General features: G+C 36.4%; 28 protein-coding genes and 1 riboswitch. Of the genes, 7 read left to right on the top strand and 21 right to left on the bottom strand.

The features are described from left to right. Positions 1 to 304 precede the first annotated feature (304 nt). Positions 305 to 601, bottom strand: a complete 297-nt coding sequence (locus NST98_RS14990) for an RNA polymerase alpha subunit C-terminal domain-containing protein (protein ID WP_016837372.1) — start codon at positions 599 to 601, stop codon at positions 305 to 307. A gap of 15 nt (positions 602 to 616) precedes the next feature. Then, positions 617 to 1,108 (bottom strand): hypothetical protein, encoded by a 492-nt coding sequence (locus NST98_RS14985; RefSeq protein ID WP_340715442.1) that lies wholly within the window; start codon positions 1,106 to 1,108, stop codon positions 617 to 619. Positions 1,109 to 1,662: 554 nt separating this feature from the next. Between NST98_RS14985 and NST98_RS14980 the strand changes: the two genes are divergently transcribed. Continuing rightward, positions 1,663 to 2,253, top strand: a complete 591-nt coding sequence (locus NST98_RS14980; protein ID WP_340715441.1) for a TetR/AcrR family transcriptional regulator — start codon at positions 1,663 to 1,665, stop codon at positions 2,251 to 2,253. Positions 2,254 to 2,479: 226 nt separating this feature from the next. On the opposite strand, the gene NST98_RS14975 is transcribed toward NST98_RS14980, so the two are convergent. Then, positions 2,480 to 3,913, bottom strand: coding sequence for a DDE-type integrase/transposase/recombinase (locus NST98_RS14975; RefSeq protein ID WP_340714442.1), 1,434 nt, complete (start codon positions 3,911 to 3,913; stop codon positions 2,480 to 2,482). A gap of 170 nt (positions 3,914 to 4,083) precedes the next feature. On the opposite strand from NST98_RS14975, the gene NST98_RS14970 reads away from it, so the two are divergent. Continuing rightward, on the top strand, positions 4,084 to 4,497 hold the full coding sequence (locus NST98_RS14970; protein WP_340715440.1) for a DUF5367 family protein: 414 nt from the start codon (positions 4,084 to 4,086) through the stop codon (positions 4,495 to 4,497). 101 nt (positions 4,498 to 4,598) lie between these two features. Here the strand turns inward: NST98_RS14970 and NST98_RS14965 are convergent, their stop codons facing one another. The 3 genes from NST98_RS14965 to NST98_RS14955 form a co-directional block, all read right to left on the bottom strand. Further along, entirely contained in the window at positions 4,599 to 5,384 is a 786-nt protein-coding gene (locus tag NST98_RS14965) for a PhzF family phenazine biosynthesis protein (RefSeq protein WP_016837377.1), read from the bottom strand. Positions 5,385 to 5,991: 607 nt separating this feature from the next. Next, positions 5,992 to 7,056, bottom strand: coding sequence for a branched-chain amino acid aminotransferase (locus NST98_RS14960; RefSeq protein ID WP_340704552.1), 1,065 nt, complete (start codon positions 7,054 to 7,056; stop codon positions 5,992 to 5,994). A gap of 556 nt (positions 7,057 to 7,612) precedes the next feature. Beyond that, entirely contained in the window at positions 7,613 to 9,748 is a 2,136-nt protein-coding gene (locus tag NST98_RS14955) for an EAL domain-containing protein (RefSeq protein ID WP_340715439.1), read from the bottom strand. Between the two features lie 427 nt (positions 9,749 to 10,175). On the opposite strand from NST98_RS14955, the gene NST98_RS14950 reads away from it, so the two are divergent. Continuing rightward, on the top strand, positions 10,176 to 10,307 hold the full coding sequence (locus NST98_RS14950) for a hypothetical protein (RefSeq protein ID WP_340715438.1): 132 nt from the start codon (positions 10,176 to 10,178) through the stop codon (positions 10,305 to 10,307). Positions 10,308 to 10,346: 39 nt separating this feature from the next. On the opposite strand, the gene NST98_RS14945 is transcribed toward NST98_RS14950, so the two are convergent. The 3 genes from NST98_RS14945 to NST98_RS14935 all read right to left on the bottom strand — a co-directional run bounded on the left by NST98_RS14945 (position 10,347) and on the right by NST98_RS14935 (position 11,204). Beyond that, complete coding sequence (locus tag NST98_RS14945; protein WP_340704555.1) at positions 10,347 to 10,499, bottom strand: hypothetical protein; 153 nt, start codon at positions 10,497 to 10,499, stop codon at positions 10,347 to 10,349. A 153-nt stretch (positions 10,500 to 10,652) separates the two neighbouring features. Further along, positions 10,653 to 10,796 carry a hypothetical protein gene (locus tag NST98_RS14940; RefSeq protein WP_016837381.1) on the bottom strand — a complete coding sequence of 48 codons (144 nt, stop codon included), beginning with the start codon at positions 10,794 to 10,796 and terminating at the stop codon, positions 10,653 to 10,655. 135 nt (positions 10,797 to 10,931) lie between these two features. After that, complete coding sequence (locus tag NST98_RS14935) at positions 10,932 to 11,204, bottom strand: DUF1450 domain-containing protein (protein WP_016837382.1); 273 nt, start codon at positions 11,202 to 11,204, stop codon at positions 10,932 to 10,934. A 159-nt stretch (positions 11,205 to 11,363) separates the two neighbouring features. On the opposite strand from NST98_RS14935, the gene NST98_RS14930 reads away from it, so the two are divergent. Continuing rightward, a complete protein-coding gene (locus NST98_RS14930; protein WP_016837383.1) occupies positions 11,364 to 11,969 on the top strand; it encodes a class I SAM-dependent methyltransferase in 606 nt (201 codons plus the stop codon). An 11-nt stretch (positions 11,970 to 11,980) separates the two neighbouring features. Here NST98_RS14930 and NST98_RS14925 read toward each other — a convergent pair whose 3' ends face one another. Next, entirely contained in the window at positions 11,981 to 12,142 is a 162-nt protein-coding gene (locus tag NST98_RS14925; RefSeq protein ID WP_157782643.1) for a hypothetical protein, read from the bottom strand. 332 nt (positions 12,143 to 12,474) lie between these two features. Here NST98_RS14925 and NST98_RS14920 point away from each other — a divergent pair, with 332 nt between their 5' ends. Further along, positions 12,475 to 13,869 carry an amino acid permease gene (locus tag NST98_RS14920; protein ID WP_016837385.1) on the top strand — a complete coding sequence of 465 codons (1,395 nt, stop codon included), beginning with the start codon at positions 12,475 to 12,477 and terminating at the stop codon, positions 13,867 to 13,869. Positions 13,870 to 14,107: 238 nt separating this feature from the next. Here NST98_RS14920 and NST98_RS14915 read toward each other — a convergent pair whose 3' ends face one another. Further along, positions 14,108 to 14,638: a YceI family protein gene (locus NST98_RS14915; RefSeq protein WP_340704560.1), complete on the bottom strand. Its 531-nt coding sequence runs from the start codon at positions 14,636 to 14,638 to the stop codon at positions 14,108 to 14,110. Positions 14,639 to 14,970: 332 nt separating this feature from the next. Beyond that, a riboswitch (glycine riboswitch) is annotated at positions 14,971 to 15,047 on the top strand. 73 nt (positions 15,048 to 15,120) lie between these two features. Between NST98_RS14915 and NST98_RS14910 the strand changes: the two genes are divergently transcribed. After that, positions 15,121 to 15,420 (top strand): ACT domain-containing protein, encoded by a 300-nt coding sequence (locus NST98_RS14910; protein ID WP_340715437.1) that lies wholly within the window; start codon positions 15,121 to 15,123, stop codon positions 15,418 to 15,420. Between the two features lie 227 nt (positions 15,421 to 15,647). Here the strand turns inward: NST98_RS14910 and NST98_RS14905 are convergent, their stop codons facing one another. Further along, a complete protein-coding gene (locus NST98_RS14905) occupies positions 15,648 to 17,084 on the bottom strand; it encodes a DDE-type integrase/transposase/recombinase (RefSeq protein ID WP_340714312.1) in 1,437 nt (478 codons plus the stop codon). Between the two features lie 167 nt (positions 17,085 to 17,251). Here NST98_RS14905 and NST98_RS14900 point away from each other — a divergent pair, with 167 nt between their 5' ends. Continuing rightward, entirely contained in the window at positions 17,252 to 18,613 is a 1,362-nt protein-coding gene (locus NST98_RS14900; RefSeq protein WP_016837388.1) for a PFL family protein, read from the top strand. Between the two features lie 620 nt (positions 18,614 to 19,233). Here NST98_RS14900 and NST98_RS14895 read toward each other — a convergent pair. The 9 genes from NST98_RS14895 to NST98_RS14855 all read right to left on the bottom strand — a co-directional run bounded on the left by NST98_RS14895 (position 19,234) and on the right by NST98_RS14855 (position 26,430). Next, complete coding sequence (locus NST98_RS14895; protein ID WP_340432398.1) at positions 19,234 to 19,572, bottom strand: rhodanese-like domain-containing protein; 339 nt, start codon at positions 19,570 to 19,572, stop codon at positions 19,234 to 19,236. A gap of 20 nt (positions 19,573 to 19,592) precedes the next feature. Beyond that, the gene (locus tag NST98_RS14890; protein ID WP_016837391.1) at positions 19,593 to 20,096 is read right to left on the bottom strand and encodes a DinB family protein; all 504 of its coding nucleotides are present in this window, start codon (positions 20,094 to 20,096) and stop codon (positions 19,593 to 19,595) included. Between the two features lie 181 nt (positions 20,097 to 20,277). Beyond that, positions 20,278 to 21,171 carry a serine O-acetyltransferase EpsC gene (gene epsC, locus NST98_RS14885; RefSeq protein ID WP_340715436.1) on the bottom strand — a complete coding sequence of 298 codons (894 nt, stop codon included), beginning with the start codon at positions 21,169 to 21,171 and terminating at the stop codon, positions 20,278 to 20,280. Positions 21,172 to 21,382: 211 nt separating this feature from the next. Beyond that, the gene (locus NST98_RS14880; protein WP_340715435.1) at positions 21,383 to 22,255 is read right to left on the bottom strand and encodes a cysteine ABC transporter substrate-binding protein; all 873 of its coding nucleotides are present in this window, start codon (positions 22,253 to 22,255) and stop codon (positions 21,383 to 21,385) included. Between the two features lie 11 nt (positions 22,256 to 22,266). Beyond that, complete coding sequence (locus tag NST98_RS14875) at positions 22,267 to 23,007, bottom strand: amino acid ABC transporter ATP-binding protein (protein ID WP_096550229.1); 741 nt, start codon at positions 23,005 to 23,007, stop codon at positions 22,267 to 22,269. A gap of 15 nt (positions 23,008 to 23,022) precedes the next feature. Continuing rightward, positions 23,023 to 23,700 (bottom strand): amino acid ABC transporter permease, encoded by a 678-nt coding sequence (locus NST98_RS14870; RefSeq protein WP_340715434.1) that lies wholly within the window; start codon positions 23,698 to 23,700, stop codon positions 23,023 to 23,025. Continuing rightward, the gene (locus NST98_RS14865; RefSeq protein WP_340715433.1) at positions 23,681 to 24,340 is read right to left on the bottom strand and encodes an amino acid ABC transporter permease; all 660 of its coding nucleotides are present in this window, start codon (positions 24,338 to 24,340) and stop codon (positions 23,681 to 23,683) included. The genes NST98_RS14870 and NST98_RS14865 overlap by 20 nt, the downstream gene beginning before the upstream one ends. Before the next feature lie 2 nt (positions 24,341 to 24,342). After that, positions 24,343 to 25,593, bottom strand: coding sequence for a threonine synthase (locus NST98_RS14860; RefSeq protein WP_340715432.1), 1,251 nt, complete (start codon positions 25,591 to 25,593; stop codon positions 24,343 to 24,345). Positions 25,594 to 25,869: 276 nt separating this feature from the next. Then, on the bottom strand, positions 25,870 to 26,430 hold the full coding sequence (locus tag NST98_RS14855) for an NADPH-dependent FMN reductase (RefSeq protein ID WP_016837394.1): 561 nt from the start codon (positions 26,428 to 26,430) through the stop codon (positions 25,870 to 25,872). Positions 26,431 to 26,500: the final 70 nt, after the last annotated feature.

Here is a 26,500-nt window from a genome sequence, read left to right as displayed (position 1 = left end):
CCCTTGTTGGTTCGAAATCAAACCATTGACGTGTTTGTCAAGAGCGATTGCGGCGGCATTTCCTCTAGTTTCGCTAGATCACATCCCTCCAAAACTAAGTTTTCATAGATTTTTTGACACTACCCTGAATTTTTAGAAGGCAATTGAAGCAGCAATAATAATGAAAAGTAACGACCATGCGGAAATTTCATCGAATGCAATTGTTTGTGAAGTCGACGATGAGAAAAAATTTTAAAATAAAGCCCGATATTAGAGAGTGTTCATTTATTTACGATGACAAATGGAAAAAGTTTCAAGATTAAAATTATTCCTTACTAAAACTTAATCCCGCTTCATCTAAAGCCTCTTTCATTTTCTGAAGCGCAGTTTTACCAATGCCATGAAGGGACATGATTTCTTTCTCCGTATATTTCGAAAGTTCTTCAACAGTTGTAATCCCCTGGCTTTCAAGTGCTCTTCTTGCCGGGGCGGAAAATCCAGCTAAGAAACCCTCTGTTGGTTTTCGTTCTGCTTCACAAGTTGGACAAGTGTTGCAATCACTGCTTTTATAATATCGATGACCCTTCTCACAAACTCTTAATGTTTTTTCCGAACGCTTCATCATCATTCCACCTTCCTACTCGACGTCCAAGTCGGTATCATCCGTTAATGAAGCTCGAATGAGGTAAAGTACAGGAATATGTGTATTCTCCTCAACCAATTCTTGAGGAGGTGATTGACTAGTACGGACACTTATCGAGCTCCCGTCATGTGCTTCAAAAAGTCCCATATACCCTAATACTACATCCTCTGTCAGAGGAACCTCATCACTGACAATCGAACTCCAAGATCCCACTTCTAAAGTTTCACCCGGTTTGGAAATATGGCTACTCGACATAGAATGACCTGTTTCATTGATAATTGCACTACGCAAATAATAGTGTTCCCACTCAAGATTTTCTAGAAAATAAACGAGAATTTCTCCCTCTTCATTTTCAATGATTCCCCCGATGTCTCCAACCTGCTCAACTAAATTTCCGTATTCATAACGTTCCACCCATACCCGCAATAATTTTTCCTTTTCCGCTTTGTATTCATAATGAAAAATCTTTCCCCCAACTGCTGCCATTAACCTGTTACGTTCTTCATCGGATTAATTTTTTTGCTTAATCGTATTACTCTTTGTCACTTGATTGTTACAAGCAGCTAATATTAGAGTTGCTAATACTATAATGAACAAACGAAATTTCACTTTATCACCTTCATGTAAACTTTTAGTAATTATAGATTTTTACTGCCTACTATTTCAATCGAAAAAGCAATAAACTACTCCTAGGATGAAATTGTATGGGTTCTGGATTTTTAGGGATTTATTGTAAAATCAATAACGAAATGGGGACAAATCAATGTGGAATTGGATTTCTTATATTGGTGGAGTTTTAATGGGTTTATCCGTTCTATTAATTGCTTTCGATATAGGAATCCTAATTCCAACTTTAGTATTTATTTTTGGGTGTTTAGTTGTAATTTTCAGGAATGATATACATAAAGAATTATCCCTCTTAAAGATATACGTATATAAATTGATAAGCAAAATATTTAACAAGTTGATTGTCATGTTTTATATTCGTTGTTATTATAATGTTAAGTTAGTTAGTTGAATAACTAAGATGGGGTGATGAAATGGCAAAACCTAATGGTATCAGTAAAAGTGAACTGATTAAATATGCGAAGGAATGTTTAGTGAATAAAGGGATTGAAAATTTCACCTTAAGAGCAGTGGCTGAGACGGCAGGTGTAACACAAGGCACAATTTACTACCATTTTAGAACGAAGGAACAATTGTTAATTGATATTGTTCAGGACATTTGTGACAACAGCTGGCGGGAAATAGCGGAGAATAAAGAAAATATGATGGAGCAAGCGATTGCATCAGCAAAAAGTCGTTGTTCATATGAATCGTTTTTCCATAAATTATTTATTTCATTGGTTGCTTCCAGTTTTAACAACGATGAGATAAGAAGTAAACTTGGCGAAATCATCCAGTTAGAAAATAAAACTCTGTCCGAGAAATTATCAAACTTGTGGATGGAATCACCAATAAAAGGCGTTTCTTTTGAAACATGGGGGATTTTATTAAATGCTGTAGTGGATGGATTGGCATTGCAAGCATTATTACAAAAAGACTTGCCTATTGATCAAATATACAAAGAACTCGAGCATTTCATTAATGGGCTTAGTCATTTGAAAGGGGTAGTGTCAAAAGTTCTATGAAAAACTAGCACGGTTCATACTACCTACCATTTATTAGGTGGAAATGCCACGCTATCGCTCTTGACAAACACACCAATGGTTTATTCAGAGGTCAATCAAGGGCGAAGGGAACAAAAGAAGGCATGCTAAATAAACCCTTGACTTTTTCCATTTTAAACCATTGGTAAGTTCGGTTTGTCAAGAGTTCGCTTCGCCGATAGCTGAATAGGGCTCAGCTAAACAAAAGTTAGGCTGACTGTTGTTGAATCCAGTCTTGAGCTAACCCAATAAGGGCTGTCCATCTCGCTGGCATGGTTGGTAGCTTTTCTAATTCTGGAATTGTTACTGGCACTTTACCTTCAAGTGAAGAATGTGGGCGCAAGAAGTTAAAGTAAGCCACAAACAATGTCACAAAAGAAACAGAACCTTGTTCAGAACCAAAGCCGTGTGTCGATCGATAATTTCCTTTAAACGTGCGATTTAGTCTCTCGATGATTTGCTTGAGAGGTCGATACTCTCTGGAGACATCATCTTCATTTGTTAGCCCGATGACCTGTTTTACGTCAAACGATATGTGGTTTTCTGCGAAGAAATGCTGTGCCAACAAGTAAATAGGGTTACCATCTACTACAAATTGTAGGTTTTCGGGTATTTCTTTCAGCTTCACTAGTACTTCATCAATCGCTCGTATTGCTGTTGCGGTGTCGCGATTTGGTGACACTGGATACGAAAGAATGACTTTCTTGACCGCATCAAAAAAGAAAAACAGATAATGCCAACGACCGTTGACCCGGATGTACGTTTCATCCCCACAGAATTGATCCGACAGCTCATACGGAAAGTAGTCAATATAAGGCTTGAGCCATAATGCGACGCTGTTTTCGTAGTTTAGGATACTTTGATGGGAGACAGACACGCCGTGAATATCCTTCATGATCGCTGCCGTTTTACGGGCCGATAATCCGTAATTGACATGGTACGTCAAGATGAGCCCAAGTGTATGCGGTGAAACATACAATCTTGATAAATCGACTTTTGGCTGCTTTGGTGATTGTTTGGATAACGGTTGATAGTCGATGTGGAACTTCCGGTAAATGTAGCGAACTTTCAGCGATTGTGGATCTTCTTTAAACTGTTTTTTCTCTTTTTTAGTCATGGCGCTCAAGTTTTTTTGATAATAGGTACACATATCATTTTTGCACTTAAACACGTGAAAATCTTTTCGTTCTTTAATTTTTTCAAGCGTTTTAAGGCAGTGAGGACACTTAAGAATGGCCTCTTTCTGATAACGACTTTTTTTATTGAAAACACACGCACACACCTTACACTGATATTGTCCTTTTCCTCCGTTATTTGCGTACAAATACGCAGAAGGAGCACCACACTTCGGACAACATAAGGTAGACGGTACGGGCGTAGAATTGGCTCGACGGCGTACTGGTTTTAACGGTTTTCCTTTGGATTGAAGATATTCCGTTAATAAAAGCTGATAATCGAGCTTTTCTACCTTTTCAATGATAGGTAAATCATCAATTTGAAGCTTTCGATAAGGCTGATTAACAGGAGCTTCTTTGGGTTTATCGAACATGCTTCTTCCAATTAGTAGGGTAAGTAGAGTTCGAATAATTTGTTCTTGAAAGTTTATAAAAGTAAGTAAATAGGTTATAATTTGAGGTAACAACTTGCCACTTCTCCTTTCTAGGGATTTTGTGTTGGTGTGGTTACCTCACTAATACCCTAGAATTTAGGGGGTGGCAAGTTTTTTGCTTATAAAGCCCTCTAATATAGGATTCTATAACCTATTTCTATATAAAGTTTTGACAATACGTTGAAAGGTATGGAGGGGAAATAATGAAAAATTACTTCTTCACAGCTATGTGGGGGTTGGCAGTTTGGTTATTTGCCACATTATTTTTCAGATTTTTCGGTGAATATGTTCTCTTTAGCCCAAGTACGAATAAGTTTTTGATTAGCACTACCCTATTATTAGTTGGAACTGCAGCTTTATTGTGGGGTGTAACTTATGTTTATCACATCTTTGATAAGACCAATAATGCACCATTAAAGTTTGGATTAATCGGTACTATTATTGGTTTAGTATTAGATACATTTTCGTTATCCTTTCATCATATCGTTTTTCCGAAATTAGATGATTCGCAAGTTATTGCATTTACTGCATGGATGTCTTTTGCGTATGCGTTATATTTATTGATTCCTCTCATGATAAATCATAAGGTAAGTGGAAAAGAAAGAATTCAAGTATAAGGCAAGTGCCGTTCTAGTATTCCATATGAATGGCCGTTTTCAAAATATCTAACTGGAAAAGGGGGTTTTTTCCCCCTTTGCATCCTAATAACCTTCTTCCATCAAATAAATATTTTCCCCTCTAAATAAACAACCGCTTCGCCGGATATTTGAATTTCATCTCCTACATCTTTACACAAAAGTTTTCCTCCACGGGAGGACAATTGCAACGCTGTGAACTCCCCTTTCTTTAAAACTCTTTTCCAATAAGGAACCAATGTGCAATGGGCGGAACCTGTCACCGAATCTTCATCTATTCCAGCCTTTGGTGCAAAAAATCGAGAAACGAAATCAACCTCTTTCCCCTTCGCAGTCACAATTACGCCGAAAGCATCTAATTTCTTTAATTCTTCCACATTGATATTTAGATTTCGAATCTCTTCTTCTGTATCAAACACCGCTAAATAGTCCCTAGCTACATACACCTCTTTCGGTCTTTTGCCTAAACCTTTCACAAGAGCTTCTGGAATTTCACAAGGCTGCCCTTCCCGAGATGGAAACGACATCGTTAACAAGGAACCATTCTTTGTCACGGTTAAGATACCGCTTTTTGTATGGAATTTTACTTGTGTCATGGACCGGTTAAGATATTGAAAAACGACAAATGCTGTTGCTAATGTAGCATGTCCACACAAATCGATTTCAGTTTTCGGTGTGAACCAACGTAACTCGTATTCTTCATTTTGTTGATGAACGACAAAAGCTGTTTCTGATAAATTATTTTCCGCCGCAATTTGTTGCATTATTTCATCTGAAAGCCAATTCTCAAGAGGAACGACCGCTGCTGGATTCCCTTTAAATGGTTCACTTGTAAATGCATCTATTTGATAAATAGGTATCGTTGGCATTTTAGACAATCCCCTTTCTTTTATAAAATTTGCCTTACTTGTTATAAGAGATAATAGTCAAAGCAGCGACAATAATAGCCATTCTTCATCCGATATTAGTCAAACTCCTCAATATATTTGCCATCCGATTAAAATCGGCTCTCGTAAGAAACGATAATAGTCAAAGTCTAGAACTTTATAGTCAAATCCCAAAAGATAATAGTCAAACTCCTCAATATATTTGCCATCCGATTAAAATCGGCTCTCGTAAGAAACGATAATAGTCAAAGTCTAGAACTTTATAGTCAAATCCCAAAAGATAATAGTCAAACTCCTCAATATATTTGCCATCCGAATAAAATCGGCTCTCGTAAGAAACGATAATAGTCAAAGTCTAGAATTTTATAGTCAAATCCCAAAAGATATTAGTCAAACTCCTCAATATATTTGCCATCCGAATAAAATCGGCTCTCGTAAGGAACGATAATAGTCAAAGTCTAGAACTTTATAGTCAAATCCTAAAAGATAATAGTCAAACTCCTCAATATATTTGCCGTTGAAAATGCACAAGATGAAAACTGAAAAACTCGCACCTTAGCGAAAGGTGCGAGTAGAACATTAAATTAAATTATACGCGTACAGTCCATCCGAATGGATCTTCAATTCTTCCGTATTGGATGCCCGTTAACGTATCATAGAGCATTTGAGATACTTCGCCGATTTTTCCGTCATTTATGATGATGCGATGGTCTAAATATTTTAATTCCCCTACTGGTGAAATCACCGCGGCAGTGCCTGTCCCAAATACTTCTTCTAGCGTTCCGTTATGAGCAGCCTCCACTACTTCATCAATTGAAATACGTCGTTCTTCTACTGGGATATTTTTAGATTGTAAAACTTTAATCATCGAATCACGCGTAATACCAGGTAAGATGCTTCCTGTAAGCGCTGGCGTAATGACTTTACCATCAATTTTGAAGAAGATGTTCATACTCCCTACTTCTTCAATATAGCGTTTTTCAACACCGTCCAACCATAATGTTTGAGAGTAACCTTCTTTTTCAGCGTTAATTTGTCCAATTAAGGAGCTTGCATAGTTACCACCTGTTTTTACTTCACCTGTTCCACCCACTACTGCACGAACATATCGCTCTTCTACCATAATTTTTAGTGGATTAATACCTTCTTTATAATAAGAACCGCTCGGAGACAAGATAATCATAAACAAATAGTTTTTAGCAGGATGTACACCTAAAAACGGCTCAGTTGCAATGATGAATGGACGAATGTATAAAGAAGTTCCTGGTGCATCCGGTACCCAATCCCGGTCAATATCCACTAATTTTTTTAGCGCTTCTAATGCAAGATCTTCATCCACTGGTGGGATGACTAATCGTTCATTGGAATGATTTAATCGTCTAAAGTTTGCATCAGGGCGGAATAACTGAACTTCTCCATCTAGTGTTCGATACGCTTTTAAGCCTTCAAAAACTGTTTGGCCATAATGGAATACCATACTGGATGGCTCTAGACAAATTTTTTGATAAGGCACAATGCGAGGGTCGTGCCATCCTTTCCCTTCTGTATAATCCATTATAAACATGTGATCAGTAAAATAATGTCCAAAGCCCAGTTCGTCCGGAGCTGGCTTTTCTTTCGGTTTGTCTGTTAATTCTACTGTTATTTCTGTCATAGTAAAGCCTCCAATATTTTGTTGAATATTCAGAAAAAAAATTCTGTTATTTAAAATAGTATAATACTTTTTTAACAATTGTTAAAAGAATATTTAGAAAAAACTAACTAAATTTTATATAGAAATGCTATTTGATGAACTATTTTTATAAAATAGTATTTTAACAGAGAATTTCTATTAATATTTCAGTTTCTTTATTCTTATAAAGTAAGACAAAATTATTTTCATATAAAACAAAGATGAAAACTCAGAAAATGGTTGGGACAAATATTGATTTCCGTTCCGGGGACGCTTTCCGCGGGCCCGGCTCGAGCCTCCTCTGATTCATTCCTTCGCTCCTGTGGTGTCTCGAGAGGGCTCGCAGGAAAGCTTTGAATTTACTTCCTTGAACTTGCTCCGCTTTGCGACTAAGCGTGCGCGACAGGAGCACTCGCCCCGTCACTACAATCAATTTTTAGTTATATCAATTTTTTATCAAAACACTTTCAACTGTCCCTTTAATTTTTTGTTTATGTCCCAGCCTCCAAATTTTGTACAATCAAACTATATTACTTAATTAAGATGTAATAAAACCTTTACTACGGATATATTCTTCAAATGCTTCTTTTCTCAATGGACGGCTATAAAAATAGCCTTGCCCAAAGATACAACCATCATTGCGAAGCGCTCTCACTTGCTCTTCAATTTCTATGCCTTCCGCAATTACTTTTAACCCAATTGTTTCTGCCAAATTAATTATTGCTCTTACAATAGCTTTACTCTCCTCATTTTTATGAATATCCTTAACGAATGAAGCATCTACCTTTAACGTGTCAATTGGAAGATGCTTAATATAGCTTAATGAGCTATATCCCGTGCCAAAATCATCCACCGAGATATGAATTCCAAGACTGCGAAGGCGTTTCAATATCGGAGTTATGCAATTTAAATCTGCAAAAATACTTTCCGTCACTTCCAACTCAAGGAATTTCGGATTAAATCCGGTCTCCTTCAACACTCGCTCTACCTGTTGAACGAATTTTGGATCTTGCAATTGACGAACCGAAACGTTGACAGACACAATTAACTCCCCGAAACCTTTTTCTCGCCACTCTTTTGCTTGTTTGCAGCTTTCATTTAAAATCCATTCCCCTAATGGAATAATTAAGCCTGTTTCTTCAGCAAGAGAAATAAATTTCCCCGGAGGAATTGTTCCTAAATCTGGATGATTCCAGCGAACCAACGCTTCCATACCGACAATCTCATCATTATGAATATTGAATTTTGGTTGATATTCTAAAAAGAATTGATGTTCGTTTAACCCTTTTCGCATAGCATTCTCAATAATGCGTCGCTCTAAGGATATATTCTCCAATTTTTTATTGTAAACAGCATAATTGTTTTTACTCTTTTGTTTTACTTGAGTTAAAGCAGAATCTGCGTTTTTAATAAGCTCTTCCGGTGTTGTGCCATGTTCAGGATATGAAGCTACTCCAATACTGCAAGTCAATACATTGTCCTTTCCGTTTACAACAATGGGTTTTTGAAACTTCTCAATTATGTTATTCACTATGTTAATAGTATCTTGTTCGTCTTTAATATCACGCAACAGTACAATAAACTCATCACCGCCCATTCGAGCCACTAAATCGATCTCTCGAATTGATTCTCGAATGTTTTCAGCAGCTTTCACAATGACTAAATCCCCATTATCATGCCCAAGTTGTTCATTGATTAATTTAAAATTATCTAAGTCAATGAATAAGATAGAAAATTTTTTATTCGTTAATCGAACATCCATAACATACGATCGAAGCTCATTCATAAAAGTTGGACGATTAGGGAAATTTGTTAAACTATCATGATAAGCTAAGTGATAAAGATTCTGCTCTACTTCTTTACGAACACTTATGTCGCTCATGACAATTAGTACTAAATTGTTTAACGGATTTTCATCATTATGAATGATTTTAATCGTCGCTTCCACATCAATGTATCCCCCATCACCATGGAGCAATCGAAACTCCAACTTACGCGAAGATTTCTCTTTGGACATATTCAATAATTTTTGGATTTCCTTTTTTAACAGTTCTGAATCTTCCAAGTGAATCAAATTAAACACATTTTGTTTTTCTAATGATTTTAAATCATAATGTAGTAGTATTTGGAATGTTAGAGAGACGTAATGAAAAGCACCATCTGCATCAACTAACGCTACAAAGTTGTCGGAATGTTCGGCGATTAACTCATATTTTTTGTAGCTTCGTTCTAGTTCTTCTTCCAATTCTTTTTCTTTCGTAATATCTGTTCGAATGGAGAGATATTTATATGGTTTTCCTTTCTCATTTAAAAAAGGAACAATAGTCGCATGTACCCAATAATAAGAGCCATCTTTCTTTTTATTTTTTATTTCGCCTCTCCATATGTTCCCCTTTCCTATTTCACTCCACATTTGTTTAAAAAATTCTTTTGAATGAAAACCAGAATTGATGACACGGTGAGTCTTCCCTATTAATTCTTCTCGAGAATATTGGGCAATTTCACAAAATAATTCATTGACATATGTAATTCTTCCTTGTGCATCCGTAATAGCGACAATAGAGGATTTATCTAATGCATATTTCAGTTCTTTTAATTCTTTCAATTCTTCAGCCAAACTTTGTATGTCAATTTGCTGTTCAACATTGAACGAAACATTTGTTTTATCATCCATAAATCATTAATGCTCCTTTACAGAAAACGAAAAATATCCAAAAAATACCATTTTTCTATTATCCATACTTAAGCGCTCTTGGAAATAACACTAATTTTTTACTATTTTTATAATATCATATTAACAAAAAGCAATAATTAAGGTTAAAAAGTAATAATTAAAATGAATAATTTTTATAAATTTGTTGAAATTATGTCATAATTTCTCTAATTTTATTTGCGGAGCATATTTTTATTGGATTTCCACCTTATAGTAACGTAAAAATTAACAAAAGGTGAATGTTGAATAAATTTATTGAAAGAAGATGAACTAGCTTTTCTGTGCGAGATAAAACGAAAATGCTTAGATATATACTATTGTTTGTGAGGAGAAAAAATTCAATAAATTGATAGGAATTTTCGTTTCTGGGAGAAAACACATCTTGCATATGAGAATGAAATTGACTTGGGGGAAGAATAGCTTGTATTTCATTGCAAGAGAGAAAAATGGCTTAAAAAAAGCTGAACCGCAAACCGTTAACGGTCTTTACGGACAGCCTTTTAGAAAAGAGACGTTATGAGGTTAAAGTTGGGCTATAATTTTTGTAAAGTCGGAAAAATTATTCCTTTGATGAAAGCAACTTCATTAGGCTTTTTATGTCTTCTTGCAAGGATTTCACTTCATCTTCAAGCCGATCAATTTTTTCATGCAATGGTTGAAATTCTCCATCTAACATATTTTTTAGACGTTCTGCTTTTTCATTTTGTTCCATAAACTATTCCTCCAAACAGTTTGCTGAACTTAAAGTTGTATTTCATTTACATCTTTATTATATAACATCTTTTCTATAAAAATAGGCTTTTACGAAAATCGTCAAGTGATTGTCATTTTTCGATCAAATAAAAAAAACGCTTAAGGAAATTCCTTAAACGCCCGCCCCGAATATCAAACTGTATATGAAGCCGTAAATGACACAAACAATTGTTGCAATAATAATGAAGACACCTAAATAATATAAAATATTGATTAAGATCTGCTCAAATCCATAACCCATGGGATAATAACCCATTTCCTTCCCTCCGTTGCAGAAGATTCGTTCACTTTTGATATATGCAAAAACGGTTGAACTGTTACTTCTAGAGGAATTCTGTATTCATCGAAGAAAACTGTAAACCACCTGTTTGCTTCTTCAAATTGCGGCTCTTCACTCAATCGGATTCAACTTGATTTCTTCATCGATTTTTTCTAATAACTCTTTTGCGTTGTCTGCTGAAATTGGCTCGCCATTAACAAGGGCATAATAATGACCGTCGCAAATTTCACAATAGGAATTACACCCTGTATCTTCCACTATTACATCTTCTCTCTGTTCCAACTCATCGTATACATCTGGATGGCAATAAGCCTTGTTCGATACACAAAATTCAACTCTATGTTTGAAAGGTTCACTTTTTCGACCGAATAATTTTTTGAACATGTGCGCACTCCTTCACTATGTAAACCGTTAATTAATTATATTATACTATGTTCTACTCTTTTCATCGTGAATAAACTTTGACAAACCAACTAAAAGGATGTACACCTTTTCACCTCTTCGATATACTAAAAAACACCTTATAAAGATGGGAGAATAATGATGAACGAAACAGAATATGATCGCTTCCTCCATATTGAAACTTGTGGATCGAATAACGGTATCTATCAATCCATTCATTATAATCGCTATGAACCCACTCCTTATTCTGCCTTAGAAGAATTGCTAAAAAATTATCAAATCAACGAGAACGACTCCATTGTCGATTTTGGCTGTGGATTAGGGAGATTAAGCATTTTCCTCCACTACAAAACAAATGCGTCTGTCTTGGGTATCGACATGAACGAGCAATTCATAAAAGAAGCAATGAAAAACCGAGAACGATATTGCAAGAAGTTTAAAAAAAAGGAAGATAAAATCCAGTTTCTCCGCTGTTTCGCTCAAGATTACCCAATTCAACCGACAGAAAATAAATTTTATTTTTTCAACCCTTTTTCCTTGCAGATATTTATGAAAGTGCTACATCATATCATGCTCTCAATCGAAGAGAAAAAGCGACCTGTGGACGTAATTTTATACTATCCATCAAATGACTACATCGATTATATAAATCATTACACTCCTTTTGAAAAAGTAATGGAAATTCCCATTCCTACATTGCACGAAAAAAATTGGCAAGAACGTTTTATTATTTATCGATTAAACTAGGAGCCATTGTTTTAATGGCTTTTTTTCATTATTTTTTGCCGTTCTTTTAAGATAAATCCCCCAAAAATGACCGTGCATCCGACAATGGAAATAATTAGTGCGAAGGCTGTCCATTTTGAAAAATAAACGCCAAATAGCAATAAAAATATCCCCATCCATATAAATATGTTCATATTTTGATTCTCCCTTTTCTAATAATGTTCTATCAAGTTAATTACACTTTCCCCATTGTATGAGAGAGCCTTACTAGATATGCTTCACATGCTTTGAATATGTTTTTAAAATGTAGGACAACTTAATAAGGATGGGAATAATTTATATTGTTATATTACAATAACAAAAATTGATATAATAATCAGAAATTTGTTAATTAATTAAAAATTATAACTTTTTGATTATTCAACACTTCAACGCGAAAAAGTGCTATACTTTATTCGATTTTATTTTTAAGTAATAAAAATCACCAATAAATAAATTATTATATCAAAATAGGATGGAATGAGCTATGAAAAATCAATTATTTCGAAAATTATCTTTAAGCGAATTATTGAATCAAAAAGGCACATCACAGTTTAATAAAACAATGAATTCATTTGATTTAATCGCTCTTGGTGTTGGAGCAGTTGTCGGAACAGGGATTTTCATTTTACCAGGTACTGTAGCTGCTGTTCATGCAGGTCCTGCCATCGTTTTCTCATTTATTTTGGCAGCAATTGTATGCGCTTTTTCAGCCTTATGTTATTCGGAATTGTCTTCATCGATTCCAGTAGCTGGTAGTGCCTATACATATTCCTATGTGATCTTTGGCGAGCTAATCGCTTGGATAATCGGATGGAGTCTTTTGCTTGAGTATGGTTTAGCTGTTGCAGCAGTGGCAACTGGTTGGTCTGCTTACTTTCAATCTCTTGTTGAAGGATTTGGCATTCACGTACCGCAAGCATTATCAGGTCCATTCAGTCCAGCAAACGGAACATATATCAATTTACCAGCCATTATAATTATTTTACTTTTAGCTTCCTTCCTATCATTAGGAATGAAAGAGTCTAACCGATTAAATAAAATCATGGTTTTCATTAAACTAGGGATTATTTTACTCTTTATTCTTGTTGGAATGTTTTATGTGAAGCCTGACAACTGGCAACCATTTATGCCATTTGGTTTTGGTGGGATTTTATCAGGAGCGGCACTAGTAATCTTTGCTTATTTAGGTTTTGATGCGGTATCTTCCGCTGCTGAAGAGGTAAAAAATCCACAGCGAAACATGCCAATTGGAATTATCGGAACGCTCGTGATTTGTACAATTTTATATGTAGCCGTTTCCCTTGTGTTAACAGGGATGGTTCCATATACAGAATTGAATGTAGGAAATCCTGTTGCTTATGCGATGGAAATGAAAAATCTTGATTGGGTATTTGGTGTTATTTCGCTCGGAGCAGTCATTAGTATGATGACGGTGATTTTCGTTATGCTTTACGGAGGTACTCGCTTAGTGTACTCCTTTGCTCGTGACGGAATGCTTCCAAAAGTGTTATCAGAAATTCACCCTCGCCGTAAAATCCCGTTAAAAAATACATGGATTTATGCAATATTTGTATCTTTATTCGCTGGTTTTATTCCGATTGATAAGTTGGCAGAACTTGTGAATATCGGTACATTGATTGCTTTTGCTGCTGTATCGATTGGCGTTATCTTTATTAGAAAAATGAAAATTGATGGATTAAAAGAAGGATTTAAAGTACCATTGTTCCCAATTGTGCCAATTCTTTCTTGCCTCCTTTGTATTTTCATGATCGTCCAATTATCTACATTCACAATGTTTACTTGTCTTATCTGGATGATTATTGGTTTATTAGTGTATTTTGTGTATGGAAGGACGCATAGTGTATTGAATAAAAAATAGAATCAAAAAGCTTGTTGCCATGAGTGCAACAAGCTTTTTTTCGCTTGAGCATCATTTTAAAACAATAAGCTTTTTCTTTCCTTCATAATTAATAAAAGTTCTCTATTTGAGTCAACACCTTTGCGACGAAGATATGTTTCCCGCCGGAGTAATGTTCGGTAAAAGAAAAATTATTATCAAAAAGTAAGGGTGTCTGGAAAGTTTTCGCTTTCTAGACACCCTCTTCTTCCCCCACTAATTAGCTTGCAGGGTTCACTTCTAATTCTGCTTTTATTTTAATATCTTTTCCTACCAATACGCCACCTGTTTCAAGGGCAGCGTTCCATGTAAGACCGAATTCTTCACGGTTGATTTTTGCTTCCGCTTCGAATCCGTAAACTTCCACGCCCCAAGGGTTTTTCCCTTTACCATTGTACTCCACTTCGAATGTGACTGGTTTTGTTACATCTTTAATTGTTAAATCCCCTGTCACTTCATATTCGTTATCATCTGTTTTCGTAATCATTTTGGATTGGAACGTAATTGTTGGATATTTTTCCGCATCAAAAAAGTCTGCAGATTTTAAATGATTATCGCGATCTTCTGATTTTGTATTAATGCTCGCAACATCAAAGGTAAATGCAATTGTAGCAGTTGTCAGATCCGTTAAATCTTCCGCTTCAATTTCAGCCGTATAAGAATCAAAATGCCCTCTCACCTTTGACACCATCATATGCTTTACTTCAAAACCAATTTCTGAGTGTGATTTGTCAACAACCCACTTCGCCATTTTCATACCTCCCATATTATCCTATTTTGAATTCAAGATATATATGATTATTTTATTTTGAATTAATTTATTTTGAATTCGAGATAAATATATCATGCACTTATTTTTTTGTCAATCCTTCCATTTATGAATCTCATGTTTTATTTCATATATTCCCTCTTCTTTACGAAAAAAAACATTTAATCTACATTTTGAATCATAGATTGAATTTTCCTTTTTATGAAAAATTTCAATATATTTTTTGTTGACCAATTGTTCCAAAGGTGTTAGTATCTTTTAGTATTGGAACTGAATAGGTGTAGCGATGAATGCTGTGGGTAAAACTACACGCAGGAGCAGCTTCTGGAGAGACCACGTTTTGTGGCGCCGAAGGATTCACAATCTCAGGCAAAAGGACAGAAGAATGATAAACCTTATTATTCTTTTGTGTTTGAGATTGGGAAGCCAATCTCTTTTTTATTACATCAATTGAGGTGAAACAAATGAGTGAACGTAGAAAAGCAATTGTAAGTGTCATTGGAAAAGATCAAGTTGGCATTATCGCTAAAGTAACGACTGTGATTGCAGATCGAAACATCAATATTTTAGATATCAGCCAAACGATTTTACAAGATTTCTTCACAATGATGATGGTGATTGATGTGACCGATTTACCTAATCTTGAAACTCTACAACAAGAACTTAATGAACTTGGTCAATCAATTGGCGTTGTCATTACTGTACAACTTGAAGAAATTTTCCAAGCAATGCATCGTGTGTGGGTAGTGTCAAAAAATCTATGAAAACTTAGTTTTGGAGGGATGTGATCTAGCGAAACTAGAGGAAATGCCGCCGCAATCGCTCTTGACAAACACGTCAATGGTTTGATTTCGAACCAACAAGGGCGAAGGGAACAAAAAGAAGGCACACCAAAGAAGCCCTTGCCAATTCCCATTTTAAACCATTGACTGGTTCGGTTTGTCAAGAGTTCGCTTCGCCGATGCTGGTAAGGGCTCTGCTAAACAAAAAGTTAGGCAGTTTGCTCTACTAGCCATTGTTGAGCTAAACCAATCAGTTTTGTCCAACGTGCAGGCATATTCGGCAGTCCTTTTAGCTCTGGAATAACTACAGGCACTTTGCCTTCCAGGGCTGAATGTGGCCGCAAGAAATTAAAATAAGCCACAAACAAAGTCACATAAGAAACGGATCCGTGATCGGATCCAAATCCGTGTGTCGATCTGTAATTGCCCTTAAATGTTCGATTCAGTCTTTCAATAATTTGTTTTAGCGGTCTGTATTCCGTTGAAACCTGGTCTTCGTTGGTTAGTCCAATGACCTGCTTCACATCAAACGTAATACCGTGCTGGGCAAAAAAGTGTTGTGCTAAAAGGTAAATCGGATTGCCATCTACGACAAAGGTGAGGTCTTCCGGGATCTCTTTCATCTTCCATAAGGCCTCATCAATCGCACGAATGGCTGATACCGTATCACGATTTGGAGAAACAGGGTAGGACAGAATAATTTTCTTTACCGCATCAAAAAAGAAAAAAAGATAATGCCAACGACCATTCACCTTAATGTATGTTTCGTCTCCGCAGAATTGATCAGAAAGCTCGTAAGGATAATGATCCACATAAGGTTTGAGAAGAAGTGCTACGCTGTTTTCGTAATTCAATATACTCTGGTGAGAGATGGGTACGCCATGAACATCCTTCATCAGTGCAGCTGTTTTCCGAGCCGATAAGCCATAGTTTACATGGTAGGTTAAAATGAGCCCCAATGTGTGCGGTGACACATGAAGCCTGGACAAATCCACTTTTGGCTTCTTAGGTGAATGTTTGGCTAACGGCTGATAATCAATTTGAAACTGACGGAATATGTATCGAACTTTAAAAGACGGAGAATCCTTTTCGAACTGCTTTTTCTCTTTTTTAGACATTCCTTGCAGTTTCTTTTTGTAATACGGACAGTCATTGTTTTTGCACTTAAATACGAGAAAATCTTTTCTTTCCTTGATCTTCTCGAGTGTTTTCGAACAGTGTGGACATTTTAGTATAGCCTCCTTGGCATATTGATTCTTTTTATTAAACAGACACGCACACACCTTGCATTGATACTGTCCTTTACCTCCGTTATTGGCATAAAGATAATCTGACGGAGCACCACACCTTGGACATTTCATGGATGAAGGTACTTTACCTTTTGAATTGGAACGCCTCTGAACAGGTTTGAGAGGTTTCCCGTTCTTCTCCAAATATTCTTTGAGAAGAATTTGATAATCGAGCTTTTGTAGAGTTTCAATGATTGGCAGCTCATCCACCTGGAGTTTTTGATAAGGCTTATTGACAGGCTTTTCAGTTGGCTTATCAAACATGTTTTTTCCAATCAGAAGGGTAAGTAATGTTCGAATCATTTGATCTTGGTACTTGATATATTCAAGCAAATAGGTTAATAATTGAGGTAACAACTTGTCACTTCCTTTATTAGGGATTTTTGAGTGTGTGGTTACCTCATAAATACCCTAATTTTAAGGGGGTGGCAAGTTTTTTTTATATAAAACTAGTTATATCAACAAAAACGTAAGTTTTATTAAGTAATTTTTGACAATACGCGTGTGTGAAAGGACGTGCAAATATGAATTTTGAAATTCAAGAAATGATGGAAACCATCCGAATGGTTCGAACTGAAAACTTGGATATCCGTACAGTTACGATGGGGATTAATCTCAGAGACTGTGCAAATTCCGATTTCGATAAAATGAATCAAAAAATTTATGATAAAATCACTCACTACGCAAAAGATTTAAAGACAACAGCTGAAAAAGTGGAGAAAGAATACGGCATCCCTATTATTAATAAACGTATTGCCGTGACCCCAATTGCAGATCTTCTAGGCAATGCAACAAAAGATCAAGCAGTGGAACTTGCCAAAACATTAGACCGTGCTGCTGTAACCCTCGGTATTGACTTTATCGGTGGATTTTCGGCCCTCGTGCATAAAGGAATTGCGAAGGGAGACCAAGTATTATTTGATGCCCTACCAGAAGCTCTAGCAGTCACGGAGCGAGTTTGTGCATCCGTTTCTGTTGGAACAACAAAAGCCGGCATCAATATGGATGCAGTTCGTCAATTAGGTGAAATCATTAAAGAAACAGCAGAGCTTACAAAAGATAAATCGGGTCTCGGCTGTGCAAAGCTTGTTGTGTTCTGCAACCCTGTAGAAGATAATCCGTTTATGGCAGGAGCTTTCCTCGGATCCGGTGAAGGAGAAGTTGTGTTGAATGTCGGAGTTTCCGGACCAGGAGTTGTGTTGAATGCACTAAAGCGTTATCCAGATGCGGACTTAGGTGAAGTGGCAGATATTATTAAGAAAACCGCATTTAAAATTACCCGCGCTGGTGAATTAATTGGCCGAGAAGTAGCAAAACGCTTAGGGGTCCCATTCGGCATTATGGATTTGTCACTGGCACCAACAAATGCAATGAACGACAGTGTTGCTGAAATCTTAGAAGAAATTGGTTTGGAACGTGTTGGTACACACGGCACAATCGCCGCCCTTGCATTAATGAACGATGCAGTGAAAAAAGGCGGAGCGATGGCTTCTTCCTATGTGGGTGGATTAAGCGGTGCCTTCATCCCAGTTAGTGAAGATAACGGCATGATTCGTGGTATTGAAGAAGGTGCTCTAAGCTTATCAAAGTTGGAAGCGATGACATGCGTATGTTCAGTAGGGCTTGATATGATTGCCATTACGGGAGACGCACCTGCTAGTACCATTTCTGCAATGATTGCAGATGAAGCGGCTATTGGTATGATTAATAAAAAGACAACAGCCGTTCGAGTCATCCCTGTGCCTGGCGCAAAAGAAGGCGAAATGGTGGAATTTGGCGGCCTGCTTGGACGAGCACCTGTGATGGGCGTAAATCCATTTAGCTCTGAAAAAATCATCCGCCGAGGTGGACGCATTCCAGCTCCACTACAAGCGTTGGGGAATTAATTGATATAAGTGATAGAGCGAATGTAGAAAGTGATGAAGAGATCAGCTTTCTCATTCGCTCTTTTACTTGGCTATTATGAAATTGATCGATTGACTATTATGTTTACAGGTTTGGCTATTATCCCTTGATGATTGACTATTATTGTCATGACTTTGGCTATTATCACATGACCCGAAAGCCATTTTTTGTCGATTGGCCATTATATTCGCAAGTTTGACTATTATCTTCCGGAGCTTGACTATTATCAGCTCGATTCTGACTATTATCGCTCTTTTCAAGTGTAGATTTTTTTCGATTGACTATTATGTTCACAAATTTGGCTATTATCCCTTGATGATTGACTATTATTGTCATGACTTTGACTATTATCACATGCCCCAATATCCGTTTTTGGTTGATTGCCAATTTCACCTTAGCGGATATCTTGTAATACTAAAGATGAAATAGGCACGCCAAAATAATAAACTATCCTGCCAAAGTGCTTCCAAGACAGGATAGTATGTCTTCCATTCAGACACATTAACTTCTATCCTCAATGTAAATCCGCCAAAAAAGCAAACTTTTCAGAAAGCCAATCCAATACCCACAGCTACTATGCAACATTAAAATGTCTTACGACTTACTTCTTTAAATAATCCTTCCAAGCTGTGAGTCCCCCATCTAATACAACTACATCATAATCATGTTTGGATAGAATGTTTGCACATTTTGTTGCGGAATTGCCTGTTGTGCAAGTGACAATGATTTCGCCTTTCTCAGGTAAAGCTGATATGTTTTTATCTTGATTATTTTCTAACTCGAAAATCTCTGTTTTATGGATATTAAGTGATTGGATGTTTTCCCCTTCAATATGGAAGGTATTATATTTCTCTTGATCTCGAACATCTAAAATCGTGAGTTGCTCACCTTGCTGCATTCTTTGGAACAATTCTTCTGGTGAAATTTTTTTCAATACCATCTTAAAATCCTCCTATGAAATTATAGTGGTGGTTCCTCTACTCCTAGATTAATCCAATCTTCTTTCGGCGGCCCATAAACGCCAAACGGTTTTAGCCCTGCTTGTCTCATTAGTACTGTTGCTTGTCCACGATGATGAATAATGTGTTTAATAAGCCCCATTAATATTTGGGCATTTGTTTCTTCTCTTCCAAAAGCAATTTGCACTTCTTTCAGTGATTCATCTGTCCATTGTTCTTGAATGACTTTCGCTGCACGAGCGCTCACTTCTTTAAAAGTATCCGCAATTTCCTTCGCCGAATCAGGAACTTTATCTGCATTTTCGACTAATTCCATTCTCAAACCAAAATGCACTAAATATTCCGGAATATTAGTTGTAAAATGCCAAACAATTCTTCCGAGCGTACGCCCTTCCGGATAAACTTTTTGTTTTAGAGACTCATCGGTTAGCCCTTCCAAAACCTTTTGCGTTAAGTTCGCCTCCCAATTCCATTCTCTTATAAAATCTTTAATTGTTACATACATAAAAAATTGCCTCCATTCTTTTGAAAAGATAGATAAGAACATTCGTTCTAATATTGTACCCGTATCCAAATAAAATATCAATTTTTTCCACGTTTTTGTTTTTGGAATATTGAGACCATAAGACTACATGAAGATATAAAAATCCCTTAAGCTATCATGTTTGCTTAAGGGATTGCCAATCCTATTCTTTTTTCTGCTTAATATTTGGAAGCGGTTGGGAGTTGTAAATTCTTGAATATGGTGGAACGGATTGAGTTAACCAAATATTACCGCCAATGACGGAATCATGTCCGATTTTCGTATCTCCACCTAGAATTGTTGCTCCCGCGTAAATCACTACATTATCGCCAATGTCTGGGTGACGTTTAATTCCTTTAATTGGATTTCCATTTTCGTCCAACGGGAAGCTTTTCGCCCCAATCGTTACACCTTGATAAATTTTAACATTCTTACCAATTGTGCTTGTTTCTCCAATAACCACACCTGTCCCGTGGTCAATGAAGAAGTATTCGCCTATTTTTGCTCCAGGATGAATATCAATACCTGTTAAACTATGAGCATGTTCTGACATAATTCTTGGAATAATTGGAACGCCTGCTTGGTATAATTCGTGAGCTATCCTATGTATCGTAATAGCTGTAATGGATGGATAGCTGAATAAAATTTCTTCTAATGATAAAGCTGCAGGGTCTCCGTTGTATGCCGCTTGAATATCCGTTTGTAAAATTTCACGAATTTCAGGTAATTTGTTGAGTAAATCCACAGCGATTTCTTCTGCTCTTGCTTCAGGTTGACTTTCACCATTATTTTTGAGCACTTTCGAAATGATATCTTTTAAATCTAGTGCAGTTGATCTTAATAGATTCCCAATGTTTGTCTCAATGCGCAATTCGTCTTTAAATGTGTCGCAAAAACAAGGGTATAACACTTTACGGAAGTTCTTTAAAATTTTAATAATCTTTTCTTGCCCTTCAAAGCCGATAGATTGTTCAATTGGAAAGTGTTGTTTATGAACATCGAGCAATGAATTGGCGATGTTTGGTACACCATTGTTTAACCATTCATCTAATTTCAATGAATCCACCACCCTAATTTTTTTCGCAGGAAAGGAAATGAACCCCTTTGTTAGTAAATTCTTTTTCCTTAAATTTTATTTATTGCTATCATATAAAACTTCCACTATGTTTATCAACTATCTTAATTTTTTCATGAAATTTGTCAATTAGAAAACTATTGATAGAACTAAAAACTTGCTGGATAAAACACTCCAGCAAGCTTTTTTTACATTATTCAACTTTACTTTCAACTACTACAGCATCAGCCTTGATTGTTTCACCGAAAGCAGGTTTCAATGTTTCTTCATATGCTTTTGTAAAGAATTTTTCTTCATATAATTTTTCAATTTCAACATTTAACCATTCTAATAATTCAGTATTTCCTTTTTTAACAGCTGGAGCGATATAATCCAATTCACCTAAAGTAGGTAATGCCACTGTAAATCCTGGATTATTATTTGCCCAACTAAATAGTAAAGCGTTATCTTGAGCTAAAGCATCACCGCGTCCATCTTTTAGCGCTTCAAAAGCTTCGTTAATTTGATCATACTTCACTAATTCTACTTCCGGATAATTTTTCATGAAGAATGTTTCAGCAGTTGTCCCTTTAGGCACAATTAATTTCTTTCCTTTTAATTCTTCCACAGATGAAATTGGCGATTTTTCAGCTGATACAACACCGATTGCTACTTTCATATATGGATGTGCAAAATCTACTTGCTCAGCTCTTTCTGGTGTAACTGTAAAGTTCGCCAAGACGATATCTACCTTATCCGATTTTAATAAGTCAACACGAGCTTGCGGTTCAGTGATCACATATTCGATTTTTGACTCATCACCAAGCAAATCCTTGGCAATGCGTTTAGCTAAAACAATATCATATCCTTGATTTTCGCCTTTTTCATCAACATAACCAAATGGCGGTTTATCGCTGAATACCGCAACACGTAATACCCCTCGCTCTTTAATTTCATCAATAACGGATTTTGTTTCAGTTTGAGCAGTTTCTTCTTCATTAGCTGATTCGTTGTTATTACTATTGTTGCATGCAGCTAATACTAGTATTAATAATGCAATCAATAAGTACGAATAAATTTTCTTCATTTTTCTTCCTCCTAAAATTGTAATATATTAATAAATTGTTGCGCACGTTGTGTTTGGGGATTTGAGAAAAAGTCTTTAGCTTGTGCTCGTTCATGAATCTTCCCTTTATCCATAAAAATCACTTCATCTGCTACTAATTCAGCAAATTTCATTTCATGAGTAACAATTAACATCGTCATTCCTTGTTTTGCTAATTGTGCAATGACCTCCAACACTTCTCTTACCATTTCTGGATCAAGGGAAGCCGTAACTTCGTCGAATAGCATAATCTTTGGATTAGTACAGAGCGCACGAACAATGGCAATTCGCTGCTTCTGTCCACCTGATAATTGCCGCGGATAATCATTAGCACGATCTAAAAGCCCCACTCGATCTAGTAGTTCTCTCGCCTGTAATTCTACTTCTTCCCGCTTTCTTTTTTGTACTTTAATAGGTGAAAGGAGAATGTTCTCCATTACTGTCATATTCGGAAAGAGGTCATAGCTTTGAAATACCATGCCAATTTTTTGGCGAACTTCCCGCCATTTTGAAGTTTTCGTCAAATCCTCTCCCTCGAAAATAATTTCGCCATCTTGTACTTCTTCGAGGCCATTAATACATCGTAAAAACGTACTCTTTCCGCAGCCAGATGGCCCTAAAATTGCAATGACTTTCCCTTGTTCAACATGTAAATCTATGCCGTCTAATACAACCTTATCGCCATATTTCTTTACGAGACCGTTTATTTGCAATATTGGACGATTTTCAACCAAAGTTACTCCACCTCCTTAAGTTGCCCATTTTTGTTCTAGCTTGCGTGAGATTCGAGACAACGGAAAACAAATACAGAAATATAAGAAAAAGATGATCCCGTATATCCAAAATGAAACAGTAGGGTAGTCAGCATTGTAAAACTGAATAATTTGTTGACCTACTTTGATTACTTCTACAACTCCAATCATTGTAAGTAGTGCTGTTGTTTTAATAATTCGTGTAATAAGATTAATCGTTGGAGGAATTGAACGCTTTGCCGCTTGTGGAACTAGCACATAACGATACATTTGAACTTTACTTAGCCCAAGCGCAAGGCTCGATTCCACTTGATGCTTTGGCAGAGAAACAATGGCTCCTCGCACAATATCACTCAATTCCGCTGTGCCCCATAAACTGAAAACAATCAGTGCAACCACTTCTGCACTTAACTCCACATTAAAGTTCACCGGGACAATATAGTAGATGACAAACAACCATACTAAAATTGGAATAATACGAAATAGCTCTAAATAAATTTTGAACAGGAATTGCAAAAACTTATTTTTCGTCGTTCGTATTATGCCGATGATTGTGCCCAAAACAATCGAAATAATGATTGCAATCATTGCAATTCGCAACGTATGGAAAAGCCCTTCAAGCAGCCTGAAGAAATTGATTCCTTCAAATAAAACACTAATGCCCGAATTCAGCATAACGAACTCTCCTTTCAAGCCACATTAAAAATAATGTGAAAGGAAGTAAAATAATCAAATAGCCGATGACAAGCATAAATAATGCTTCATTCGTCTTATAATAAATTCCCATTAAGTTTTTCGTTGTATTGGTAAGTTCTAAAATGGCAATTCCGCTAAATACGGATGTTTCTTTTATTAAGAAAATGCAATTTGCTCCAAAGGCTGGCACGCTATAAGAAAAGGCTTGCGGAAAAATAACGTACCGTACTAGTTGAAAGTCGCTTAGTCCCAATGCTTTCCCACTTTCCACTTGCGATTTTGTGACTGCTTCCATGCCGGCACGAAATGCTTCAGCCATATAACTTCCGCCTAAGAAAGTCAAACCGATAATTGCACACATTTCCCCGCTTAACGTTAATCCTACTTTCGGTAACCCAAAATATAAGAAAAATAGTTGGATTAACAATGGTGTGTTTCTAGCAATCTCTAAATATACTTGGACGATTTGATTCAGCACTTTGACCTTGAAATATTGGATTACACTGCAAATGAAGCCTGTAATCGTTGCAAAAACAATGCCGATTGCTGCAAGCTTAATCGTTAGCCATAACGCAGTCTTATAAAAAGGTAATACTTCAACAATGTATTGCCAGTCCATAATCAATCTCTCCAGTTACTATCTTGTGGAGATTGTGCATAGAGCGTATCTCCCGGTTGTAAGACTTGTACACCTTGAATTTCTACCGTTTCCGGATATTTAATTCCCGCTCCTGTATTCAGACATACAACAAGCTCCTCTTCTTGAATCCATCCTTGCTCCCGTAACTTTCTTGCAGCAGCAAATGTAGTAGCACCTTCTGGACAAATAAAATTGCCCTCAAGAGAAGCTACATGTTTTTGCGCTTCCAATAATTCATCTTCTGAGACTGCGACTGCACAACCATCCGTATTGTAAATAGCTTCAAGCACTAAAAAATCACCGAGCGCTTTCGGTACATTGATTCCGAATGCACAAGTTGTAGAGTTTTCGAAAAATACGGATTCCTTTTCTCCCTTTTTCCAAGCTTCGACGATTGGCGCACATCCTTCTGCTTGTACAGCAACTAAACGAGGCAATTTCCCTTTCTCAATCCAACCAATTCCTTGCATTTCAAGTAAAGCTTTATAAATGCCAATGATTCCTACTCCGCCACCTGTTGGATATAGAATGACATCTGGTACTTTCCAACCAAGTTGCTCCACAATTTCATAGCCCATTGTTTTCTTTCCTTCAATTCGATATGGCTCTTTTAAAGTAGAAGCATCATAAATTCCTTCATGTTGAATTAAATGTGCAACCACTTTTCCTGCATCGCTGATTAATCCATTAATTAAATGTAAATCACCACCTGCTATATATACTTCTTTTCTTGTAATGAGCGGTGCATCTAAAGGCATGACAATCGTCGCTTTAATATCTGCTTTTGATGCATATAGCGCCCACGCAGCACCCGCATTTCCATTTGTCGGCATCGCTAGTTGTGTCACACCAAGTTCTTTCGCCTTCGATACACCGACACTCGCTCCTCTTGTTTTAAAAGAACCAGTTGGTATAATCCCTTCATCTTTTATGTAAAGATTTTTTAAACCATATTTCGTCCCTAACGTTGGGAGATGTTCTAAAGGAGTTCCACCTTCACCTAGTGAAATGATATGTTCTTCATTTTTGACTGGAAGAACTTCGTGGTATCGCCATAAACTTTTTGGGCGATTTACAAGCTCTTCTTTCGAAACGTTTTCCTTTACTTTTTTCAAGTTATATCGAACCAGTAGAGGCGATCCGCATTTACATAACTGTTGAACTTTACTTTCGTCATAACGTTCATTACATTTAGGACATTCTAGATGTGAAATATAGCTAAACTTCGTCATGAAAATCTCTCCTCCTGATAAAATGAAAAAAGACTACAAAATCCTCAATAAATAAAAGAATTGAGAATTTTGTAGTCTTTGGTCTGTCCAATCAACTACATCATTTATAATAATCATCATTTTATTCAAACTATTCCTATTTGTCAACTTTATTTTAAAGGTGATATATTTAAAATCATAATTAGTATCTATTTATCTAATAAAGCTCCCCTTCTTTACAATTGTCTTTGCTAAAAAATCTGCTCCATTGTATGAACTGGAGCAGATTTTATAAAGTTAATAGTTATTGCGAATTGTTTTTAAAGCTTTGGACCATTTAAGCAGTTGGTCGAGCATATCATTTACAGTTTTTGTATGCATTTCTGCTGGTTTGAACTTTGTCATGTTTTCAAAATCAGTGAAAAGAGATAACGCAGGGTGTGTCCGAACATCTGCCACCGCTAATTCTCCCAAAATCCCGCGTAGATGTTCAGCAGCACGTGCTCCTCCAACAGAACCGTAGCTGACAATGCCAGCCGCTTTATTATTCCAAACTTCTCTAGCTAAATCGAGCGCATTCTTTAAAGCCCCTGTAATACTGTGGTTATATTCTTGCACAATAAAAATAAATCCGTCTAAACTTGCTAATTTTTCATTCCATTTAGCTACTCGAGGATCTACTGTATCAGATGTTGTCGTACCAAAAAAAGGCAAGTCGTAATCAGCGATATCAACGATTTCAAATTCCGCTTCTTCACGATTATCAGCTATTTCTTTTACCCATTTGCCAACTTGAGGACTTACTCGACCTTCCCGTGTACTTCCTAAAATGATCCCAATTTTTAATTTCTCTGACATTGTAAGTTCCTCCTAATTATTTTTCTAAAAACTCTTTATGATAACAATGTTGCCAATTTGTCGAAAAGTT

It is taken from the genome of Ureibacillus sp. FSL W8-0352 (assembly GCF_038004345.1).
GTDB lineage: Bacteria > Bacillota > Bacilli > Bacillales_A > Planococcaceae > Ureibacillus > Ureibacillus thermosphaericus.
This window is presented reverse-complemented; position numbering and strand designations above follow the sequence as displayed.

What these genes read in the sequence shown, in the direction of transcription:
- NST98_RS14990 (WP_016837372.1), bottom strand. Translation starts at nt 601, where the DNA reads ATGAAGCGTTCGGAAAAAACATTAAGAGTTTGTGAGAAGGGTCATCGA.
- NST98_RS14985 (WP_340715442.1), bottom strand. Translation starts at nt 1,108, where the DNA reads ATGGCAGCAGTTGGGGGAAAGATTTTTCATTATGAATACAAAGCGGAA.
- NST98_RS14980 (WP_340715441.1), top strand. Translation starts at nt 1,663, where the DNA reads ATGGCAAAACCTAATGGTATCAGTAAAAGTGAACTGATTAAATATGCG.
- NST98_RS14970 (WP_340715440.1), top strand. Translation starts at nt 4,084, where the DNA reads ATGAAAAATTACTTCTTCACAGCTATGTGGGGGTTGGCAGTTTGGTTA.
- NST98_RS14965 (WP_016837377.1), bottom strand. Translation starts at nt 5,384, where the DNA reads ATGCCAACGATACCTATTTATCAAATAGATGCATTTACAAGTGAACCA.
- NST98_RS14960 (WP_340704552.1), bottom strand. Translation starts at nt 7,056, where the DNA reads ATGACAGAAATAACAGTAGAATTAACAGACAAACCGAAAGAAAAGCCA.
- NST98_RS14955 (WP_340715439.1), bottom strand. Translation starts at nt 9,748, where the DNA reads ATGGATGATAAAACAAATGTTTCGTTCAATGTTGAACAGCAAATTGAC.
- NST98_RS14950 (WP_340715438.1), top strand. Translation starts at nt 10,176, where the DNA reads ATGAGAATGAAATTGACTTGGGGGAAGAATAGCTTGTATTTCATTGCA.
- NST98_RS14945 (WP_340704555.1), bottom strand. Translation starts at nt 10,499, where the DNA reads ATGGAACAAAATGAAAAAGCAGAACGTCTAAAAAATATGTTAGATGGA.
- NST98_RS14940 (WP_016837381.1), bottom strand. Translation starts at nt 10,796, where the DNA reads ATGGGTTATTATCCCATGGGTTATGGATTTGAGCAGATCTTAATCAAT.
- NST98_RS14935 (WP_016837382.1), bottom strand. Translation starts at nt 11,204, where the DNA reads ATGTTCAAAAAATTATTCGGTCGAAAAAGTGAACCTTTCAAACATAGA.
- NST98_RS14930 (WP_016837383.1), top strand. Translation starts at nt 11,364, where the DNA reads ATGAACGAAACAGAATATGATCGCTTCCTCCATATTGAAACTTGTGGA.
- NST98_RS14925 (WP_157782643.1), bottom strand. Translation starts at nt 12,142, where the DNA reads ATGAACATATTTATATGGATGGGGATATTTTTATTGCTATTTGGCGTT.
- NST98_RS14920 (WP_016837385.1), top strand. Translation starts at nt 12,475, where the DNA reads ATGAAAAATCAATTATTTCGAAAATTATCTTTAAGCGAATTATTGAAT.
- NST98_RS14915 (WP_340704560.1), bottom strand. Translation starts at nt 14,638, where the DNA reads ATGGCGAAGTGGGTTGTTGACAAATCACACTCAGAAATTGGTTTTGAA.
- NST98_RS14910 (WP_340715437.1), top strand. Translation starts at nt 15,121, where the DNA reads ATGAGTGAACGTAGAAAAGCAATTGTAAGTGTCATTGGAAAAGATCAA.
- NST98_RS14900 (WP_016837388.1), top strand. Translation starts at nt 17,252, where the DNA reads ATGAATTTTGAAATTCAAGAAATGATGGAAACCATCCGAATGGTTCGA.
- NST98_RS14895 (WP_340432398.1), bottom strand. Translation starts at nt 19,572, where the DNA reads ATGGTATTGAAAAAAATTTCACCAGAAGAATTGTTCCAAAGAATGCAG.
- NST98_RS14890 (WP_016837391.1), bottom strand. Translation starts at nt 20,096, where the DNA reads ATGTATGTAACAATTAAAGATTTTATAAGAGAATGGAATTGGGAGGCG.
- NST98_RS14880 (WP_340715435.1), bottom strand. Translation starts at nt 22,255, where the DNA reads ATGAAGAAAATTTATTCGTACTTATTGATTGCATTATTAATACTAGTA.
- NST98_RS14870 (WP_340715434.1), bottom strand. Translation starts at nt 23,700, where the DNA reads ATGCTGAATTCGGGCATTAGTGTTTTATTTGAAGGAATCAATTTCTTC.
- NST98_RS14865 (WP_340715433.1), bottom strand. Translation starts at nt 24,340, where the DNA reads ATGGACTGGCAATACATTGTTGAAGTATTACCTTTTTATAAGACTGCG.
- NST98_RS14860 (WP_340715432.1), bottom strand. Translation starts at nt 25,593, where the DNA reads ATGACGAAGTTTAGCTATATTTCACATCTAGAATGTCCTAAATGTAAT.
- NST98_RS14855 (WP_016837394.1), bottom strand. Translation starts at nt 26,430, where the DNA reads ATGTCAGAGAAATTAAAAATTGGGATCATTTTAGGAAGTACACGGGAA.